Genomic DNA, 16,031 nt, shown 5'->3' on the forward strand with positions numbered 1-16,031 from the left:
GCCATCCGCGACCAGAAGCCGGAAAGGATCATCGAAATAGTCGTCCAGCGTTTCGCTCAAGCCGTTCAATTCCGACCAGTCGTAGTCGGTGCGGGAGGTGAGGTGGTCGAAAGGCGGAAAAGCTTCCTCGACCCGCAGCCAAAGGCGCGATCCATCCAACGTCGCGATGATGTTCTGCACATCGTCCTCGGTGCGTTCGATGAGGTCCGCGATCCCGCGAGTGCGTTCCAGTCGGAGGCCGACGTGCACCACAAGCGACCAGAGGCCTTCCACCTGAGCCTTTTTGACGTTCCACCGCGTCACCAGTTCGCGGAAATCCTCGCCGTCCGGGAGGAATACGGCCTTGATCAGGCGGTCAACTTCGTCGCGATGCAGATCGGAAACATCCCGCTCGCCAACGTAGACATCGTATGGCGTGGCGTAGCTGGTGAACGTGCGGCTTTCGGTCATTGAGCATTGATCTCTGAACCTTGCCGATACCGCCACTCAAATATCAGATTGCCATCTCCGTGTATCGGCGAGGTCAAACGGCATCGCCTCTAACAGTGGTTGGCCTTTGGCCGGTCAGCGGACCTTCGCAACCTGCACGTGGATCTTCTGAAGGCCCGGACATCAGGGCAGGAAGTTAGGTGATGACCAAGGAGCCTGCCGCCTTCAGGGTTCTTCCGATATCGGGACTGGGCGCAGAGCAAAGGGTTCGATAACTGTCCAGGAAGCGCAGCCAATCTTTCCCTACGGCGACGACGGCGGCTCCTCCAGCCAGCGGGTGGTCAGGCGTGACCTCACCGAAGTCCGTCGCGAAGCTGGTGGACCTCGGCCGCGCGAGGGCCTGACCCCCCGCGTCAGCCTCACTCAGGCTTCGGGCGCCCGGGTGTCGCCCCCGGTCAGCGCCTTCTGCATCCACACCACGTCGACCCAGCGCCCGTGCTTGTAGCCTAAGCTGCGCCCCACACCGGCGTCGGCGAACCCCAGCGACCGGTGCAGGCCGATGGAGGCCGCGTTGCCGCTGTCGCCGATAACCGCCACCACCTGGCGCAGGCCCAGGCCCTCGCAGGCTCCCAGCACGGCGCTCAGCACCGCCCGGCCAACCCCGCGGCCCGCCGCGTCGGGCGCCACATAGACGCTGTCCTCGACGGTGTATCGGTAGGCGGCCCGCGGCCGGAATGGTCCGGCGTAGGCGAAGCCGAGCACCCGACCGTCGGCCTCGGCGGTCAGGTAGGGCAGGCCGCGCTCGAGTATGGCCAGCCGGCGGCGCTCCATCTCGCCCGCGTCCGGCGTCTCCTCCTCGAAGGTGCCGAAACCGTGCAGCACGTGATAGCCGTAGATCGCCGCCAGGGGCCCCGCGTCCATCGCCGTCGCCGGCCGGATGATCATGGCCGCTTCCAGTCCCCGCCGTTCGCCCAGATGGCGAAGGCGTAGTCCAGGGCGATCTCCTTGAGGAAGTCGAAACGCCCGGAGGCGCCGGCATGCCCGGCCTCCATGTTGATCTTCAAGAGGATCGGGGCCTCGGCCGTGGTGTGTTCGCGCAGCTTCGCCACCCACTTGGCCGGCTCCCAGTAGGTGACCCTGGGGTCGGAGAGGCCGCCGGTGGCGAGGATCGGCGGATAGGCCTGGGGGCTGACCCGGTCATAGGGGCTGTAGCCGGCGATCAGATCGTAGGCGTCCGGGTCCGCGATGGGGTTACCCCACTCTGGCCACTCCGGCGGGGTGAGCGGCAGGGTGGTGTCGCTCATGGTGTTCAGCACGTCGACGAACGGCACCGCGGCGATAATCGCGCCCCACAGGTCGGGGCGCAGGTTCGCCACCGCTCCCATCAGCATGCCGCCGGCCGAGCCGCCGTAGGCTGCGACGTTGCCTTTGGCGCCATAGCCCTGCGCCACCAGGTGCTCGGCGCAGGCGATGAAGTCCGTAAAGCTGTTGGGCTTGTTCGCCTTGCGCCCGTCGAGAAACCAGCCCCACCCCTTGTCCGACCCGCCGCGCACATGCGCCGTGGCCCAGATCCAGCCGCGGTCCACCAGGCTGAGATTGCGGATCGAGAAGCTGGGTTCCAGGGCGTGGCCATAGGCGCCGTAGCCATAGAGCAGCAGCGGCGCGGAGCCGTTCAGCGCCGTTGCCTTGAGCATCAGGACGGTGATCGGCACCTCCGCGCCGTCCGCCGCCGTGGCGGTCAGCCGGCGCGCCTCATAGCGTGCAGGATCGTGACCCGAAGGCACCTCCTGGGTCTTGCGCAACGTGCGTTGGCGCGTCGCCAGGTTATAGTCGAACCATTGCCGCGGTGTGGTCGGCGACTGGTAGACGAAGCGGGCCGTGGTGGTGGCGTACTCGTAGCCGCCCTCGAGGTTCAGCGCATAGGCCTCCTCGTCGAAGCCGATGAGGTGCTCGCCGCCGTCTCGGGCTGTCACCACCAGCCGGTCGAGGGCGTTGACCCGCTCGGCGCGCACAAGGTGGCCGGCATAGGCGGCGAAGCCAGTGATGTAGCGCCCCGGCTGATGGGCGATCCAGCCGCGCCAGGTGGTCCGTTCGGGAATGGCGGCCTCGGAGACGCTGAGCTTGAAATCCACCGCGCCATCGGCGTTCGACCGGATCACCCAGCGGTCGGTCCAGTGGTCGAGACTGTACTTCACCCCCACCTCGCGCGGCGCGGCGACGACAGGGGCGGCAGTGGGGTCTGACGCGGGGATCAGCCAGATCTCGCTGGTCTCCTGGTCGCCCACCTGGATCAGGACGTGGCTGTCGTCCGAGGCCGTCCCCAGCCCCAGGAACATGCCCTGGTCGGCCTCCTCATAGACCAGCACGTCCTCGCCGCCCCGGGCCGGGCGGCGAAAGACCTTGGAGGGCCGGGCGTTTTCGTCGCGCCAAATCCAGAACAGCCAGCCGCTGTCCGGCGAAAAGATGAAGTCGCCATAGGCGCTTTCCACCGGCAGCCCCAGCTCCGCGCCTGACGCCAAGTCCTTCACCCGGATCGTGTAGTACTCCGAGCCCTGGTCGTCGGCGGCCCAGGCGTAGAGGGCGTGGTCCGGGCTATGGCTGGCGGCGCCCACCTGGAAGAAGGCCTTGCCCGCCGCCAGCGCCGGCTCGTCCAGCAGCACCTGTTCGCCCTCGGCCGCGCCGCGGGGCCGGCGCGCATGCACCGGATGCTCCGCGCCGGTGTCATAGCGGGCGTAGTAGTCCCAGGGCCCGTCCGGCGCGGGAACCGACGAATCATCTTGCTTGATGCGCCCCTTCATCTCGGCGAACAGCTCGGCCTGCAGGGCCTCGGTCCCGGCCAGCATGGCCTTGGTGTAGGCGTTCTCCGCCACCAGGTGGTTGCGCACGTCGGCCCGCAGGACCTTGGGGTCGCGCAGCACCTGCTGCCAGTTGTCGTCCTTAATCCATGCGTAGTCGTCCACCCGGATTCGCCCTAGCTGGTCGATGCGGTGCGGTTGCTTGCGGGCGAGTGGAGGCCTGGGCGCGGTCATGGCCGGCTACATGCCGCGCCGCCGCGGCCGGCTCAAGCGCTGTGCAGATTCCATACGCGTCGTTTGGGCGCGGGCCTAATCACGCGCTCTCGCCTTGTTGGCTGGCGCGATGTCTGATTCACTCAGTCGAACGAGATCGCGCGGAAAACGCGATGGGTTTAAGCGAGCTTAGTTTCGGGGACCCTCATGGATATGGACCTGTCGGTGGAGCTGATCCACGCGACCGTTCAGCTCGAGCAGCCGCTCGGCGACGGGACACGAACCGTCGGCACCGGCTTCCTGATATCTGAGACGGGCCCCGACGGCCGGCCACGCACCATCCTCGTCACCGCCCACCATGTGCTGCAGAAGATGCCCGGCCCTGACGCCCGGATCGGCTACCGAATCTCCAACGCCGACGGCAGCTGGAGCTACTCGCCCCAGCCGCTCCGCATCCGCGACCGCGGCGGTCGTGAACTCTGGACGCACCATCCGTCCCGCGACGTCGCCGCCATCGCCATCACCGCCCCGCCGGAATTTGCCAAGGCGGCGATCCCGGCGGACTACCTGGCGGCCGACGACACCTTCTCGAGATACGATGTCGGGGCGGGCGACGAGATGATGGCGCTGGGCTTCCCCCGGGGCCTGGCGGCCAACCAGGCGGGCTTCCCGATCCTGCGCTCCGGCCGGGTGGCCTCCTATCCGGTGGCGCCGGCGAAGATCTTCCCGACCTTCCTATTGGACTTCTCGGTGTTTCCCGGCAACTCGGGCGGGCCGGTGTTCATGAGCGCCCAAGGCAAGCGCCGGGCCGGCGCCGAAGCGGAAAGCGGCCGCTTTATAGCCGGCTTGCTGACCCAGCAGGTCGAGCTCAACAACGAACGGCTCGAGATCGGCATCGTTACCCACGCCAAGTACATCCGCGAGACGATCAGCCTGGTGCAGAACCCAATGGCGCCGGTGACGCTGGCCGCCCAGTCGGTAGTGACGGGCGCCAAGGCCGCGTCCGCCGAGGAAGCCGCCGCCCCCAACTAAGACGGTCCTCCCCCGCAACCGGGGGAGGCGCTCGTGCTAACCCCCGTAGACAATCGAGATCGTCTCGGCGATGCAGGCAGGCTTGGCCTCGCCTTCGATCTCGATGGTGCATTCGTTGCGCAGCTGCATGCCGCCGGCCTTGGGCTCGGCGCCGATCAGCTTCTGGCGCATGCGTACGCGCTTGCCCACGCGGACCATATTGATGAAGCGCACCTTGTCGGACCCATAGTTGATCCCCCGAGTGACGCCTTTCACCGGCAGCATGCCGGCGCCCAGGAACGGGATCAGCGACAGGGTGAGATAGCCGTGGGCGATGGGGCCGCCGATCTCGCGGGTGGCGCGCTCGACGTCCACATGGATCCACTGGTGGTCGCCAGTGGCCTCGGCGAAGGTGTTGACGCGCTCCTGGGTGATCTCGACCCAATCCGAAACGCCCACCTCCTGTCCGATCATGCCCGGCAGGTCGCCGATCTCAACGGGGTTCATCGCTGGTGTCCTCAATTACAAGATGTCCTGCGGTCTAGCACCTGTGCGGCCACGGGCAAGGCGGGGCTTCATCCCTTGATGAACAGGCCCTGGCCGGTGGGCAGCGGCAAGATGTGCAGGCCGCGGCGCGCGAACCAGGCGTCTTCTGCCGCGCGCTGCTGCGCCGAAACGGTCCAGGCGTAGTCGTCGAACACGATCACTCCCCCCGGGGTGATGCGGTCAAAAAGGATGTCCAGGGCCTGCACTTCCGCCACGGCGCTGTTCAGGTCCATGTGCAGGAAGCTGATCTGCTCCGGACAGGTCTCGGCGAGCACCTCGGGCACGCGGCCCTTGACGACCCGGATGTTCGCCATGTCGGCGAAGCGGTCGCGGACCTCGCCGAAGGAGAAAGTACCCACGTAGGCCCGGGCATTGTTCGCCGCCCAGCCGGCGTTCATCTGATCCTGCGGGATGCCCTCGAAGGTGTCGTAGAGGAACCAGGTCTTGGGCCAGTCCCGGAAGCCTAAGTAGTCCGCGACGAAGCGGGTGGTGTGTCCCTTGAACACGCCCAGCTCCACGAAATCTCCGGGCAGAGGCCTGGCCTGTCGTACCGCCCAGACCACGGTCTGCAGGTTCCAGTGCCAATTCGCGGCCGGCAGCAAGTTCGCGTGCCGGTCCGCCAGGTCAAGGAAGCGTGCGTCATCGGCGAACGGCGGCGTCTTGTACCAAGTGGCGAGCCCTTCGCCGACGAAGCTATTGCGCGCATCTATCCGCTGAACCGCCTCCAGGGCGTCGAGCATCGGCAGGGTGCGGCTATTTGGCTTTCGCGTCAGGCCGAGCCGCGCGTGCAGCGCCGGTCCCGCGCCGCCGCCGGCCTCGGAGATCGCCGCCCGGTAGAAGCGCTCCGCGAGTATGGGATCGCCCTTACGCAGGGCGGTGTCGCCGAAGGCCACGAGCAGCTCAGGGTTGACGTTGTCAGGTAAGATTTGGACCACGGATGCTCCGGTCAGACGAGGATATCTAATCGTCTCACTAGCGCCCGCTCAGACGATGCGCGAGCCTTCCTTGCCCCAGTAGGCGTCGCGGATCAGGCGCTTGTAGAGCTTGCCTGTGGGGTGTCTCGGCAACTCCTGCATGAACTCGATTAGCCGGGGCGACTTCACGTGGCTGAGGTGCTGGCGACAGTACGCGGCGAGTTCGGCGCGCAGGTCCTCGCCGGCCAGGTCCCAGTCCAGGGGCTGAATTACCGCAACCACCTTCTCGCCCATCTCCTCGTCAGGGGCGCCGACCACGGCGGCGTCGGCGACCTTGGGGTGGCCGATCAGCAGGTTCTCGATCTCCTGCGGATAGATGTTCACCCCGCCGGAGATGATCATGAAGCTCTTGCGGTCGGTGAGGTACAGGTAGCCCTCCTCATCCATCCAGCCCACATCTCCCAGGGTTGTCCACCCGTGCTGATTGGTGCCTTCGGCCACCTTCTCGGGGGCCTTGTGGTAGGCGAGCGGCGGGCCGTTGGCGAAGTGCACCGCGCCCTCTGCGCGAGGCGGCAAGGCCTCGCCGTCCTCCCCGCAGATCCTCAGTTCGCCCAGCACCGCGCGGCCCACCGAGCCCTTGTGGGTCAGCCATTCTGCCGAGGAGATGTAGCAGAAGCCGTTGCCCTCGGTGCCTGCGTAGTACTCGTGGATCACCGGCCCCCACCAGGCGATCATCTGTTCCTTGACCGGCACGGGGCAGGGCGCTGCGGCGTGCACCGCAGAGCGCATCGAGGAAACGTCGTAACGGTCGCGCGCCTCCTGCGGCAGCTTCAGCATGCGCACGAAATGGGTGGGCACGAACTGGCTGCAGTCGCAGCGGTACTTCTCGATCAGCGCCAGGGCCAGCTCGGCGTCGAACTTCTCCATCACGATGATCGTGCCGCCCATCCGCTGCACGCTCATGCACCAGCGCAGGGGCGCCGCGTGATAGAGCGGCGCAGGCGACAGGTAGATGGCGTCGGCCTTGAAGCCGAACAGCTGCTCGGCCATTCCGGCCAAGCCAATGGGGGCGTCGATCGCAAGGCCGGTAAGCGCCGGCTTGACGCCCTTGGGCCGTCCTGTGGTGCCAGAGGAATAGAGCATGTCGGACCCGGCCGTCTCGTCGGCGATGCGGGTGGTGGGCATGGGCGCGCGGGCCGCGTCGAAGCTGGCGTAGGGAGGCCGAGCCTCGCCGACCATGTAGAGCTTCACCCCCGGCAGGATGGCCGGCAGTTCGTCGGCGATCGGCCCGACGCCGGGAGACGTGATCAGCACCTTCGCCTCGCAGTCGCCAACGATGTACTCGACCTCGCCGGCCGTGAGTTTCGACGAGATGCAGGTGAAGTAAAGGCCGGCACGCTGCGCCGCCCAGGCGATCTCGAAGTAGCGGGGGTGGTTGTCCATAAACAGCGCGATCACGTCGCCGGCCACCAGCCCCAGGGACCGGAACAGGTGGGCGCCCTGGTTGGAGCGTTCCTCCAGGTCGCGGTAGGTTACCGCCTCCCCCGTCGACGCCATGATATAGGCCGCCCGGTCCGGGTGGGTCTGGGCATGGACTACCGGATGCATATGCGTTCCCGCTCCCCGGCGGGTCCGTGAGTGCGGCCCGCCTATCTTCGTTTCAGCGCTATTGCGGGCCTTGACCTACCGTCCGTCAAGCGGGCCGAAATGGCGTGAACCTGAAGGGGACCCGCCATGCCTGCGCCGACGTTCGAAACCCTGACCTATGCGGCGGAGGCGGGGATCGCCCTCGTCACCCTGAACCGGCCGGAGAAGCTCAACGCCTTCAACACCCAGATGATGCGCGAGTTGATCGACGTGTTTGACGTCACAGACGCCGACGACGCGGTGCGCTGCGTCATCGTCACCGGCGCGGGCCGCGCTTTCTGCGCCGGGGCTGACCTCTCGGCCGGGGCTCAGACCTTCGACTACGAGGCGCGGGGCGGCGAGGCGCTGGCGGAGCGGCAGAAGGACGGCGTGCAGCGGGACGGCGGCGGTCTGGTCACCCTGCGCATCTTCGACAGCCTGAAACCGGTGATCGCGGCGGTGAACGGCGCGGCGGTGGGCATCGGCGCCACCATGCAGCTGGCCATGGACATCCGCCTGGCCTCGACAGAGGCGCGCTACGGCTTCGTGTTCGCCAGACGGGGCCTCAACCCGGAGGCGGCCTCGTCCTGGTTCCTGCCGCGGCTGGTGGGCGTCCAGACGGCCCTGGAGTGGTGCTACACCGGCCGCCTGTTCCCGGCGCAGGAGGCGCTCGACCGCGGCCTGGTCCGATCGCTGCACGCCCCCGACGACCTGCTGCCGGCCGCCCGCGCCCTGGCCCGCGAGATCGCCGACAACACCGCGCCGGTGTCCGTCGCGATCACCCGCCAGCTAATATGGCGCATGGCCGGTGCGGCGCACCCGATGGAGGCCCACCGCGCCGACAGCCGCGGCATCCAGGCCCGGGGCCGCTCCGGCGACGCCCGGGAAGGGGTGAGCTCGTTCCTGGAGAAGCGCCAGCCCAACTATCCCGACCGGGTCTCCACCGACCTGCCGGGCATCTGGCCACACTGGCGGGCGCCGGGCTTCAGCTAGGCTGAGAATACCAGTAGTCGCCGCCGCCCGCGTGCGCACGAACGCACGCACTTTGATCGTCCCGGTGCTTGATCCTGCCCGACCCCACGCGACATCCTCAGGTACAGGGCGCGCATCTTACTCTCGGTGTGCGGGTCGTCTGGCAGTATCGCTCGCGTTCCCTATGAGTTTTCATCGGCTCGACGAGGATAACAGATAAATTCGTGTGTTGTGCTTAGGGCGAGTTCCAGATAATGACGCCGCTACTGATCTCGTGAATCACATCAGCGCCGTTCAGTGCGCGATTCCTGCGGAATGACAAGAATGGACGATAAGTCAGAAGTTATCGAGATGACCGCCGATATCGTCTCCGCCTATGTGGGGAACAATTCGGTGGCGGCGGCCGATCTGCCCAGCCTGATCCAAAGCGTTCACAGGGCCCTGGCCGCGGTGTCGTCGGGCGCCGAGGCTGCGGAAGCCGTGCCGAAGGAGCCGGCGGTGCCGATCCGCCGCTCGATCACCCCCGATTTCCTGATCTGTCTGGAGGACGGGCGCAAGTTCAAGTCGCTGAAGCGGCACCTGCGCACCAAGTACAACATGAGCCCGGAGGAATACCGGGCGAAGTGGGGCCTGGCCAAGGACTATCCGATGGTCGCGCCCAACTACGCCAAGGCGCGCTCCGACCTGGCCAAACAGATGGGCCTCGGCCAGGGTGGCCGCCAGGCGCCTCGCAAGAAGCGTTAGCCGACGCCCACCCATCGGCGGAACGTCGTTCCATAGACTTCGAACGCCCGCCGATCTCGGCGGGCGTTCTGCTTTTCAGTCTAGCCCCGCGCGAAAACCTGTCCGCTCGCCACAGTTTTGACTTGCCGCCGATTCGCGCATCGGGCGATAAGTGATTCGTTGCGATTCCAAGTAGTTGTGTTGAGGAATCTAGATATGGCGGTGCAGATCGGAGCCCCGGCGGCGGCCCGAGCGCATCAGGAACTGTTCGCCTACTGGGCTTCGCTGCGGCGTGGCGCCAGGCTGCCGGCCCGACGTGACATTCACCCGGAAGGCTTCAAGCGGCTCCTGCCGACCATCAGCCTGACGGACGTGCTGCCGGGCCGGGCGGACTACCGCCTGCGGCTGGCGGGCACGGCGTTGCATGGGGTCTATGGCCGCGAGATCACCGGCCGGCGGCTGAGTGAGGTCTACAGCACTTCGGCCGCCGACTACTGGCGCTTGGAACTGGACAAGGTGGTGGCCGAGCGCCGGCCCACCGTGGGCGTCCACAACCTCGCCTGGCGCGGCGCCTCGCACTTGTCGATCCTGTGGCTGCGCCTGCCGCTGGCCTCCAATGGCGCCGACGTGGATATGATCCTGGGTTACGACGCGGTGGTGGGCCTGGGTCAGCTGCACAGCGGCATCCGCGCGGCCTGACCGGCGCTAGGCGGCCCGCGCCAGTTCCGCGTCCCGGCGGATACGCGCAACCATGGAGGCCAGACCGTTGGAGCGCTGCGCCGACAGCGCGCCGCTGAGGCCCAGCTTCTCCAGCCCGGCCTTGGCGTCGAAGTCCAGGATCTCCGCCGGCGCATGACCGGAGAACAGGCGCAGCAGTATGGCGATCAGGCCGCGCACGATGTGGGCGTCGGAATCGCCGCGGAAGCTCAAGGTCCCGTCGGCCCGCGGCTCGGTCACCAGCCACACCTGGCTGGCGCAGCCTCGCACCCTGTTGGGCTCCGCCCGCTCCGCATCGGCCAGCGGGGTCAGAACCCTGCCCAGATCAATGACGTAGCGATAGCGCTCCTCCCAGTCGCCCAGGAGCTCGAACTCGTCGGCCAGTTCATTTAGGTCGTGCTGGATGGTGGCCATGGGCCTTGCGACTTAGGCGGGCGTGCGGCGATCCGCAACCGTGCCGGAGGCCCGGCGCCTCAGGCGGCGGCCAAGCGCACCCGCGCGGCCAGGCCCGTCCCCGGATGGCACGACAGCCGCAGGCGTCCGCCCATGGCTTGGCAGGTCAGGTCCGCGATCGGCAGGCCCAGACCCGCGCCTTCGCCTCGGCGGATCAACGCGTTCTCGCCCTGCTCGAAGGGGGTCATCAGCCGCGGCAGGTCGGTGGGATCGACGCCCTCTCCGTCATCCACGATGACGATCTCCACGAAGGCGCCGTCCCGCGCAGTGCGGATGCGGACCTGGCCACCCTCGGGGGAGAAGGCGATCGCGTTTTGAATCAGGTTGTTCAGCACGGTGCGCAGGCCGCGCTGGTCCGCCAGCACCGCTGGAAGGGTTCCGCGATCTGCCACCAGAACGCTCACATCCCGGTTGTTCAGGTCTTCGCGCAGGCCGGCCAGCACGTCGTCGAAGGCGGCTTCCAGGGGCTCGGCGCGCAGGTCCATGTCCACCGCGCGGCCCTCCAGCCGGGCGATCTCCAGCACCTGGTTGACCAGTTTCAGCAGCTTGTGTCCGCTGCCGCGGATGATCTCGGCATATTCCTTGTACTGAGGTGCGCCCAGGGGCCCGTAGAGTTCCGAAGTGAGAATCTCAGAGAAGCCGAGGATGGAATTGAGGGGAGTGCGCAGTTCGTGGCTGACCATCCGCAGGAACGAGCGCTTCTGTTCGTCCAGCGCGGCGTCGCGTCGCGACAGGGCGCGCGGCTCGGCCGGGACCGTCAGATGAGCCGGCTGGGACATGCAGAGGCCGTTGGCCTTCCGTTGCGGGGGTTACAGGGTGGCGCCTTGCGCTTACGATTTCCTTTCCACGAAGCGGTGTTCTTTGCGCGGCCTTACACCCCGCGTTTGCCATGGCTAGGCTATGACTTGGCCGGGACCGGGGTTTCCTAGAGGTCGCATGCCCAAACGGCGCCAAATATCAGCCAGGCAGACTAGGCGGCGCGAGCCCCTATTCGCGGCTATCTGGCACGTGGGCTGGGCGGCGGTCACCGCCGCCAGCGCCTCCCTGATGGTCGCTTACGGCCTGTTGAGTCCCGGTCTGGAACTGGCCGCACTGTCGCTGGGGGTCGCCGCAGCGTTCTGCGGCGCCGGCCTGGCGCTGGCTGCCGGCGGGCCGGGCCGGGTGATCGCCATCCTGGCCTGGGGTCTGGCCGGAGGCTCGGCGGCCCTGATGACCGGGGGCGCCGCGGGGCCGCTGGCGGCCTGGTGCCTCGCGCCGCTGGCCGCCGCCGCCGCCTTCCGCCGGCCCCGACTGCTGGCTTTGGGAACCGCCTGCGCCATCGCCGCCACCGCCGTGGCCGCCCTCGGCGGTCGGCTGCTGGCCCTGCCTATGCCGTCGCCGCAATCCGCCATTTGGTTGAGCTTTCTGTCGATCACCACCATCGCGGGTGGATTGGGCACGGGCCTGGTGGCCCTGCAAGGCGCCGCACGGCGTGATGCACAGGGCCTGGAAAACAGGCATTCGGATGTGTCTCGTCTCCTCGATCACCAGCCGCAGCTCCTGCTCAGCCTCCAGCTCGACGGCCGCATCCTGGCCGCCTACGGCCAAGCGCCGGTGGGCGTCGAGGCCGCCGCCCTGGCGAGCCGCAACCTTTCGGACCTGGCGGCACCCGAGGACCGCCTGGGCCTGGACGAATCCTTGCAGGCGGCCGCCGAAGAGGGCGCCGCCGAGGTCGGGTTCGCCCCCGCTCATGATCCGCAGGGTTGGCTGGTCCTTAGCCTGCGCCGGATGGACCCCCTTCGGCTGATCGCTGCGGTGCGTGACGGCCGGCCGCAACGGCGACGCGAGAGCGAACTGGAGGAGGCCCGGATTTCGGCCGAGGCCCAGAACGCCGGCAAGTCCCGCTTCCTGGCCAACATGAGCCACGAGCTGCGCACCCCCCTGAACGCCATCATGGGCTTCTCCGACATCATGCGGCAGCGGCTGTTCGGCCCGCTGGCCGACCGCTACGCCGAGTACGCCGAGCTGATCCACGAGTCGGGGACCCACCTCCTGGAGCTGATCAACGACGTTCTCGACATGTCGAAGATCGAGGCCGAGCGGTTCGAGCTGGCCCGCGAGAGCTTCGACGCCCGCGACGCGGTGAGCGCGGTGCTGCGGCTGATGCGGGGCCAGGCCGACCGGGCCGGCATCCACCTGCGCGGCGTGCTGCCGGCCGATCCCCTGGACGCCGAGGCAGACCGCAGGGCGGTCAAGCAGATCGCGCTGAACCTGATCTCCAACGCCCTGAAGTTCACACCCCGAGGCGGTTCGGTGACCCTGACGGCCCAGGCCTGCGGGGACGTGCTGGAGCTGGTCGTCGCCGACACCGGCATCGGCATCGCCCCCCGCGACCTTGAGCGGCTGGGCCGACCCTACGAACAGGCCGGCGACGCCGACCAACGCGCCGCCGGGGCTGGGCTGGGCCTCTCGCTGGTGCGGGCCTTCGCCCGGCTGCACGGAGGCGACATGGCCATCGAGAGCGCTGTGGGAGAGGGGACCACCGTCACCGTGCGCCTGCCGGTTCTTGGCGAACCTCAGCCCCGCCTGGCCCGGGCTGACGCCGCCGAGCGTTAGCGCGCGGCCAGCTGCAGGAAGGCGCGGCCGGCGGCGAAGTCGCCCACCTCCACATAGGCCCGGCGCACCTCTCCCGAAAACAGGAACTCCACGGCCACCGCCTCGCGGGGGTCGAGGCCGGCCACCTCGCGCGCGGCCTCTGGGGGAAAGCGGAACGCCCAGCCGTCGCGGGCCGTCTTGGGCAACAGGTCGTGGCCCGCCGGGCTGCGCGCCTCGGCGGCGAAGCTACGGGTGGCCGCCCGCGGGGGCAGCCGCCGGCTCAGCGGCAGCCCCGCCGTCGGCCCGCCGCCCCAGCGGTCCAGATAGGGGCCGAGGCTTCGGCTGGTGTCGCGCAGCACCAGGCGCGCGGCATAGGGGGTCGCGCCGTCAGCGAAACGGCCCACCGCCACCAAGGCGCCCGGCGTTTCGCGCCCGGCCAGGCCGAAGCTCAGGCGGTCGGCACCGAATCCCGTTTCCTGCATCAGCCGCCAGCGGGCGGCCCGGGTCTGCGACCGGTCGGCGCTCCACCCAGCCAGGTCGCCGGGGTAGGAGAGGCGCGTCACCTTGGCGAATCCGGCAAAGGCTTCGCGCACGCGACTGGCGGCCAGGGCGATGTCCGGCGATCCGCAAACTGCGCCTGCCGCCTTTACTCGGGCGCTCCGCGCCAGGGTGTCCAGAGAGCCGGGGGTGGTCCCGCCGCGCAACGCCGCGCCGCGGGCCTGGGCCCGGCCGGCGGCGAGGGCCGCAGCCACATCGGGCGCAAAGAGGCCGCAGCGGCCATCGGCTGCGATCATCACCGTACGCTCGTAGAAGAGGTTCAGGGCCTGCGCCTGCGCGAGACCCGGCGCCGCGGTCAACACCGCGCTCAGCAAACCCATCCATCGCAACGCCGGCCGCGCGGTTCTGCGCGAGCTCGTCATCTTCTGATTTCTCTTGGCGGCCCTCTTGGACCTTGGGTGGACCGTAACGGCTGGGCCTTTCCGATCGGTTAGCGGCGTGACAGGCGCGCAGTGTTTGGCGCATCTTCCGCCTCCATGCTGCTTTCCACGGACATCTGGGTGGGCGCCCTGATCCGCCGCGCCGAGATCGGCGGCGGTTTCGCCATGGTGATCCGCAAGGGCGACGCCCGGGCCGGTACGGTGCTGGTCAAGGTGCTGAACCGGCCTCTGAACACCGCGCGCCTCTATGCCGAGGCCACCCGCCTGGACGGCGAGCGGGTGTGGATGCAGCCCGCGCCGTCGGACCAGGAGCCCGACCTCGACCGCTACATCGAGCGCGCGATGCGGGTCGATCCCGACATCTGGGTGGTGGAGATCGACGACCGCGAAGGCCGCCACTTCCTGGTGGAGCCCGTCGAACCGGGCTGAGGGCGGGGCGCGGATTTGCGCCGCCGCACGCCGCAGGCTACCAGCCGCCCATGAGCACCTCACCCGCCGCGCAGGCCGCCCGCCGGCGCACCTTTGCGATCATCTCCCACCCTGACGCCGGCAAGACCACGCTGACTGAGAACCTGCTGCTGGCCGGGGGGGCGATCCGGGCTGCCGGCCAGGTGCGCGCCAGAGGCGAGAACCGCCGCACCCGGTCGGACTGGATGAAGATCGAGCGCGAGCGGGGTATCTCCGTCTCGGCCAGCGTCATGACGTTCGATCACGCCGGCCTGATGTTCAATCTGCTGGACACGCCGGGCCACGAGGACTTCTCGGAGGACACCTACCGCACCCTGACCGCAGCCGATGCGGCGGTGATGGTGCTGGACGCGGCCAAGGGCATCGAGCCACAGACGCTCAAGCTGTTCGAGGTCTGCCGCCTGCGCGACATCCCCATTGTCACCTTCATTAACAAGATGGACCGCGAGGCGCAGGATCCGTTCGCCCTGCTGGACGAGATCGGCTCCAAGCTCGCCCTCGACCCCGCGCCGCTCTACTGGCCGGCGGGCTCCGGCGGGCGGTTCAAAGGTATGTTGGACCTGCGCGAGCAACGCTTCATCCCCTTCGCCAAGAAGGGTCCTGATGGCGAGCAGGGACACCCCGCCGCCGTCAATTTCGCGGGCAACTCCCTGGCCACCTTCCTGGGGCCGGACGAACTGGCCGAGCTGACCGACAACGCCGAGCTGGTACAGGGGGCTTCCAAACCCTTCGATATCGGGTCCTTCCTGGAGGGACACATGACGCCGGTGTTCTTCGGCTCGGCGCTCCGCCACTTCGGCGTCGACGAGCTGCTGGCGGGCCTGGGCGCCTACGCCCCGCCGCCTAAGGCCGTGGCGGCGGTGAAGGCTGGCGAACCCACCCAGGTGATCCCCGGCGACCGGGAGGTCTCCGGCTTCGTGTTCAAGGTCCAGGCGAACATGGACCCCAACCACCGCGACCGCATCGCGTTCCTGCGGCTCACCTCCGGCCAGTTCACCCGGGGCATGAAGCTGAAGGTGCAGAACACCGGGCGACAGCTATCGGTCAACGCCCCAATCATGTTCTTCGCCTCCGACCGCGAGCTGGCCGAGGAGGCCTACGCCGGCGATGTGATCGGCATACCCAACCACGGCGTGCTGAGGGTCGGCGACAGCCTGTCGGAGACCGGCGCCCTGCGCTTCGCGGGCCTGCCGAACTTCGCGCCGGAGATCCTGCAGCGGGTGCGGGTGAAGGACCCGCTGAAGGCCAAGCACCTGAAGAAGGCCCTGGAGGGTCTGGCCGAGGAAGGCGTCACCCAGCTCTTCCGGCCCAACATCGGCGCGGACTTCATCGTCGGCGCGGTGGGCCAGCTGCAGTTGGAGGTGATGGCCGACCGGCTGGCCAACGAGTACGCCCTAGAGGTGATCTTCGAGGCCAGCCCCTTCGCCGAAGCCCGCTGGATCGGCGGCGACAAGGCTGACCTAGAGGATTTCGCCGGCAAGCACCGCATGGCCATGGCTGCCGACATCGACGAGCAGCCGGTGTTCCTGGCCAAGACCGCCTGGGAGATCGGCTACGTGGCCGAGCGCTATCCGAAGGTGCGCTTCGAACGGTCCAAGGAACGCGCCTAAGCGCGGAACAAGTCTTGAATCTGCGCTTTACTGTGTATGGTA

The 16,031-nt window shown here is 68.2% G+C and carries 16 protein-coding genes; 7 read left to right on the forward strand and 9 right to left on the reverse strand.

From position 1 onward, the window contains the following. The 3 genes from ACLL81_RS10160 to ACLL81_RS10170 all read right to left on the reverse strand — a co-directional run. Positions 1-450 (reverse strand): hypothetical protein (locus ACLL81_RS10160; RefSeq protein WP_411288223.1); only part of this gene is annotated, 450 nt, incomplete at its 3' end. Positions 451-852: 402 nt separating this feature from the next. Further along, entirely contained in the window at positions 853-1,374 is a 522-nt protein-coding gene (locus ACLL81_RS10165; protein WP_411288224.1) for a GNAT family N-acetyltransferase, read from the reverse strand. After that, entirely contained in the window at positions 1,371-3,458 is a 2,088-nt protein-coding gene (locus ACLL81_RS10170; RefSeq protein WP_411288225.1) for a S9 family peptidase, read from the reverse strand. The genes ACLL81_RS10165 and ACLL81_RS10170 overlap by 4 nt, the downstream gene beginning before the upstream one ends. A gap of 186 nt (positions 3,459-3,644) precedes the next feature. Between ACLL81_RS10170 and ACLL81_RS10175 the strand changes: the two genes are divergently transcribed. Beyond that, a complete protein-coding gene (locus ACLL81_RS10175; RefSeq protein ID WP_411288226.1) occupies positions 3,645-4,469 on the forward strand; it encodes a serine protease in 825 nt (274 codons plus the stop codon). Between the two features lie 36 nt (positions 4,470-4,505). Here ACLL81_RS10175 and ACLL81_RS10180 read toward each other — a convergent pair whose 3' ends face one another. The 3 genes from ACLL81_RS10180 to ACLL81_RS10190 all read right to left on the reverse strand — a co-directional run bounded on the left by ACLL81_RS10180 (position 4,506) and on the right by ACLL81_RS10190 (position 7,516). Then, positions 4,506-4,955 (reverse strand): MaoC family dehydratase, encoded by a 450-nt coding sequence (locus ACLL81_RS10180; RefSeq protein ID WP_411288227.1) that lies wholly within the window; start codon positions 4,953-4,955, stop codon positions 4,506-4,508. A 68-nt stretch (positions 4,956-5,023) separates the two neighbouring features. Further along, positions 5,024-5,929 carry a TylF/MycF/NovP-related O-methyltransferase gene (locus ACLL81_RS10185; protein WP_411288228.1) on the reverse strand — a complete coding sequence of 302 codons (906 nt, stop codon included), beginning with the start codon at positions 5,927-5,929 and terminating at the stop codon, positions 5,024-5,026. 48 nt (positions 5,930-5,977) lie between these two features. After that, on the reverse strand, positions 5,978-7,516 hold the full coding sequence (locus tag ACLL81_RS10190; protein WP_411288229.1) for an acyl-CoA synthetase: 1,539 nt from the start codon (positions 7,514-7,516) through the stop codon (positions 5,978-5,980). Between the two features lie 126 nt (positions 7,517-7,642). Here ACLL81_RS10190 and ACLL81_RS10195 point away from each other — a divergent pair, with 126 nt between their 5' ends. From ACLL81_RS10195 to ACLL81_RS10205, 3 genes are all read left to right on the forward strand, one after another. After that, the gene (locus ACLL81_RS10195) at positions 7,643-8,527 is read left to right on the forward strand and encodes a crotonase/enoyl-CoA hydratase family protein (RefSeq protein WP_411288230.1); all 885 of its coding nucleotides are present in this window, start codon (positions 7,643-7,645) and stop codon (positions 8,525-8,527) included. A 303-nt stretch (positions 8,528-8,830) separates the two neighbouring features. Beyond that, positions 8,831-9,250: a MucR family transcriptional regulator gene (locus tag ACLL81_RS10200; RefSeq protein ID WP_411288231.1), complete on the forward strand. Its 420-nt coding sequence runs from the start codon at positions 8,831-8,833 to the stop codon at positions 9,248-9,250. A gap of 195 nt (positions 9,251-9,445) precedes the next feature. Next, positions 9,446-9,928: a PAS domain-containing protein gene (locus ACLL81_RS10205; RefSeq protein WP_411288232.1), complete on the forward strand. Its 483-nt coding sequence runs from the start codon at positions 9,446-9,448 to the stop codon at positions 9,926-9,928. Between the two features lie 6 nt (positions 9,929-9,934). Here the strand turns inward: ACLL81_RS10205 and ACLL81_RS10210 are convergent, their stop codons facing one another. Together ACLL81_RS10210 and ACLL81_RS10215 are read right to left on the reverse strand one after the other, a co-directional pair. Continuing rightward, entirely contained in the window at positions 9,935-10,360 is a 426-nt protein-coding gene (locus ACLL81_RS10210; protein WP_411288233.1) for a SufE family protein, read from the reverse strand. Between the two features lie 59 nt (positions 10,361-10,419). Then, the gene (locus ACLL81_RS10215) at positions 10,420-11,178 is read right to left on the reverse strand and encodes a sensor histidine kinase (protein ID WP_411288234.1); all 759 of its coding nucleotides are present in this window, start codon (positions 11,176-11,178) and stop codon (positions 10,420-10,422) included. 229 nt (positions 11,179-11,407) lie between these two features. Between ACLL81_RS10215 and ACLL81_RS10220 the strand changes: the two genes are divergently transcribed. Next, a complete protein-coding gene (locus ACLL81_RS10220) occupies positions 11,408-12,994 on the forward strand; it encodes a sensor histidine kinase (protein ID WP_411288235.1) in 1,587 nt (528 codons plus the stop codon). On the opposite strand, the gene ACLL81_RS10225 is transcribed toward ACLL81_RS10220, so the two are convergent. Further along, complete coding sequence (locus tag ACLL81_RS10225) at positions 12,991-13,851, reverse strand: hypothetical protein (RefSeq protein ID WP_411288236.1); 861 nt, start codon at positions 13,849-13,851, stop codon at positions 12,991-12,993. The genes ACLL81_RS10220 and ACLL81_RS10225 overlap by 4 nt on opposite strands. Positions 13,852-14,007: 156 nt before the next feature. Here ACLL81_RS10225 and ACLL81_RS10230 point away from each other — a divergent pair, with 156 nt between their 5' ends. Continuing rightward, positions 14,008-14,340: a DUF1491 family protein gene (locus tag ACLL81_RS10230; protein ID WP_411288237.1), complete on the forward strand. Its 333-nt coding sequence runs from the start codon at positions 14,008-14,010 to the stop codon at positions 14,338-14,340. A gap of 50 nt (positions 14,341-14,390) precedes the next feature. Next, a complete protein-coding gene (locus tag ACLL81_RS10235; RefSeq protein WP_411288238.1) occupies positions 14,391-15,989 on the forward strand; it encodes a peptide chain release factor 3 in 1,599 nt (532 codons plus the stop codon). Positions 15,990-16,031 lie beyond the last annotated feature (42 nt).

It is taken from the genome of Phenylobacterium sp. (assembly GCF_046590535.1).
Taxonomy (GTDB): Bacteria; Pseudomonadota; Alphaproteobacteria; order Caulobacterales; family Caulobacteraceae; genus Phenylobacterium.

Excerpts from the sequence above, each read along its gene's own strand:
- ACLL81_RS10165 (WP_411288224.1), bottom strand. The coding sequence starts at position 1,374 with ATGATCATCCGGCCGGCGACGGCGATGGACGCGGGGCCCCTGGCGGCG.
- ACLL81_RS10170 (WP_411288225.1), bottom strand. The coding sequence starts at position 3,458 with ATGACCGCGCCCAGGCCTCCACTCGCCCGCAAGCAACCGCACCGCATC.
- ACLL81_RS10175 (WP_411288226.1), top strand. The coding sequence starts at position 3,645 with ATGGATATGGACCTGTCGGTGGAGCTGATCCACGCGACCGTTCAGCTC.
- ACLL81_RS10180 (WP_411288227.1), bottom strand. The coding sequence starts at position 4,955 with ATGAACCCCGTTGAGATCGGCGACCTGCCGGGCATGATCGGACAGGAG.
- ACLL81_RS10190 (WP_411288229.1), bottom strand. The coding sequence starts at position 7,516 with ATGCATCCGGTAGTCCATGCCCAGACCCACCCGGACCGGGCGGCCTAT.
- ACLL81_RS10195 (WP_411288230.1), top strand. The coding sequence starts at position 7,643 with ATGCCTGCGCCGACGTTCGAAACCCTGACCTATGCGGCGGAGGCGGGG.
- ACLL81_RS10200 (WP_411288231.1), top strand. The coding sequence starts at position 8,831 with ATGGACGATAAGTCAGAAGTTATCGAGATGACCGCCGATATCGTCTCC.
- ACLL81_RS10205 (WP_411288232.1), top strand. The coding sequence starts at position 9,446 with ATGGCGGTGCAGATCGGAGCCCCGGCGGCGGCCCGAGCGCATCAGGAA.
- ACLL81_RS10210 (WP_411288233.1), bottom strand. The coding sequence starts at position 10,360 with ATGGCCACCATCCAGCACGACCTAAATGAACTGGCCGACGAGTTCGAG.
- ACLL81_RS10215 (WP_411288234.1), bottom strand. The coding sequence starts at position 11,178 with ATGTCCCAGCCGGCTCATCTGACGGTCCCGGCCGAGCCGCGCGCCCTG.
- ACLL81_RS10225 (WP_411288236.1), bottom strand. The coding sequence starts at position 13,851 with ATGGGTTTGCTGAGCGCGGTGTTGACCGCGGCGCCGGGTCTCGCGCAG.
- ACLL81_RS10230 (WP_411288237.1), top strand. The coding sequence starts at position 14,008 with ATGCTGCTTTCCACGGACATCTGGGTGGGCGCCCTGATCCGCCGCGCC.
- ACLL81_RS10235 (WP_411288238.1), top strand. The coding sequence starts at position 14,391 with ATGAGCACCTCACCCGCCGCGCAGGCCGCCCGCCGGCGCACCTTTGCG.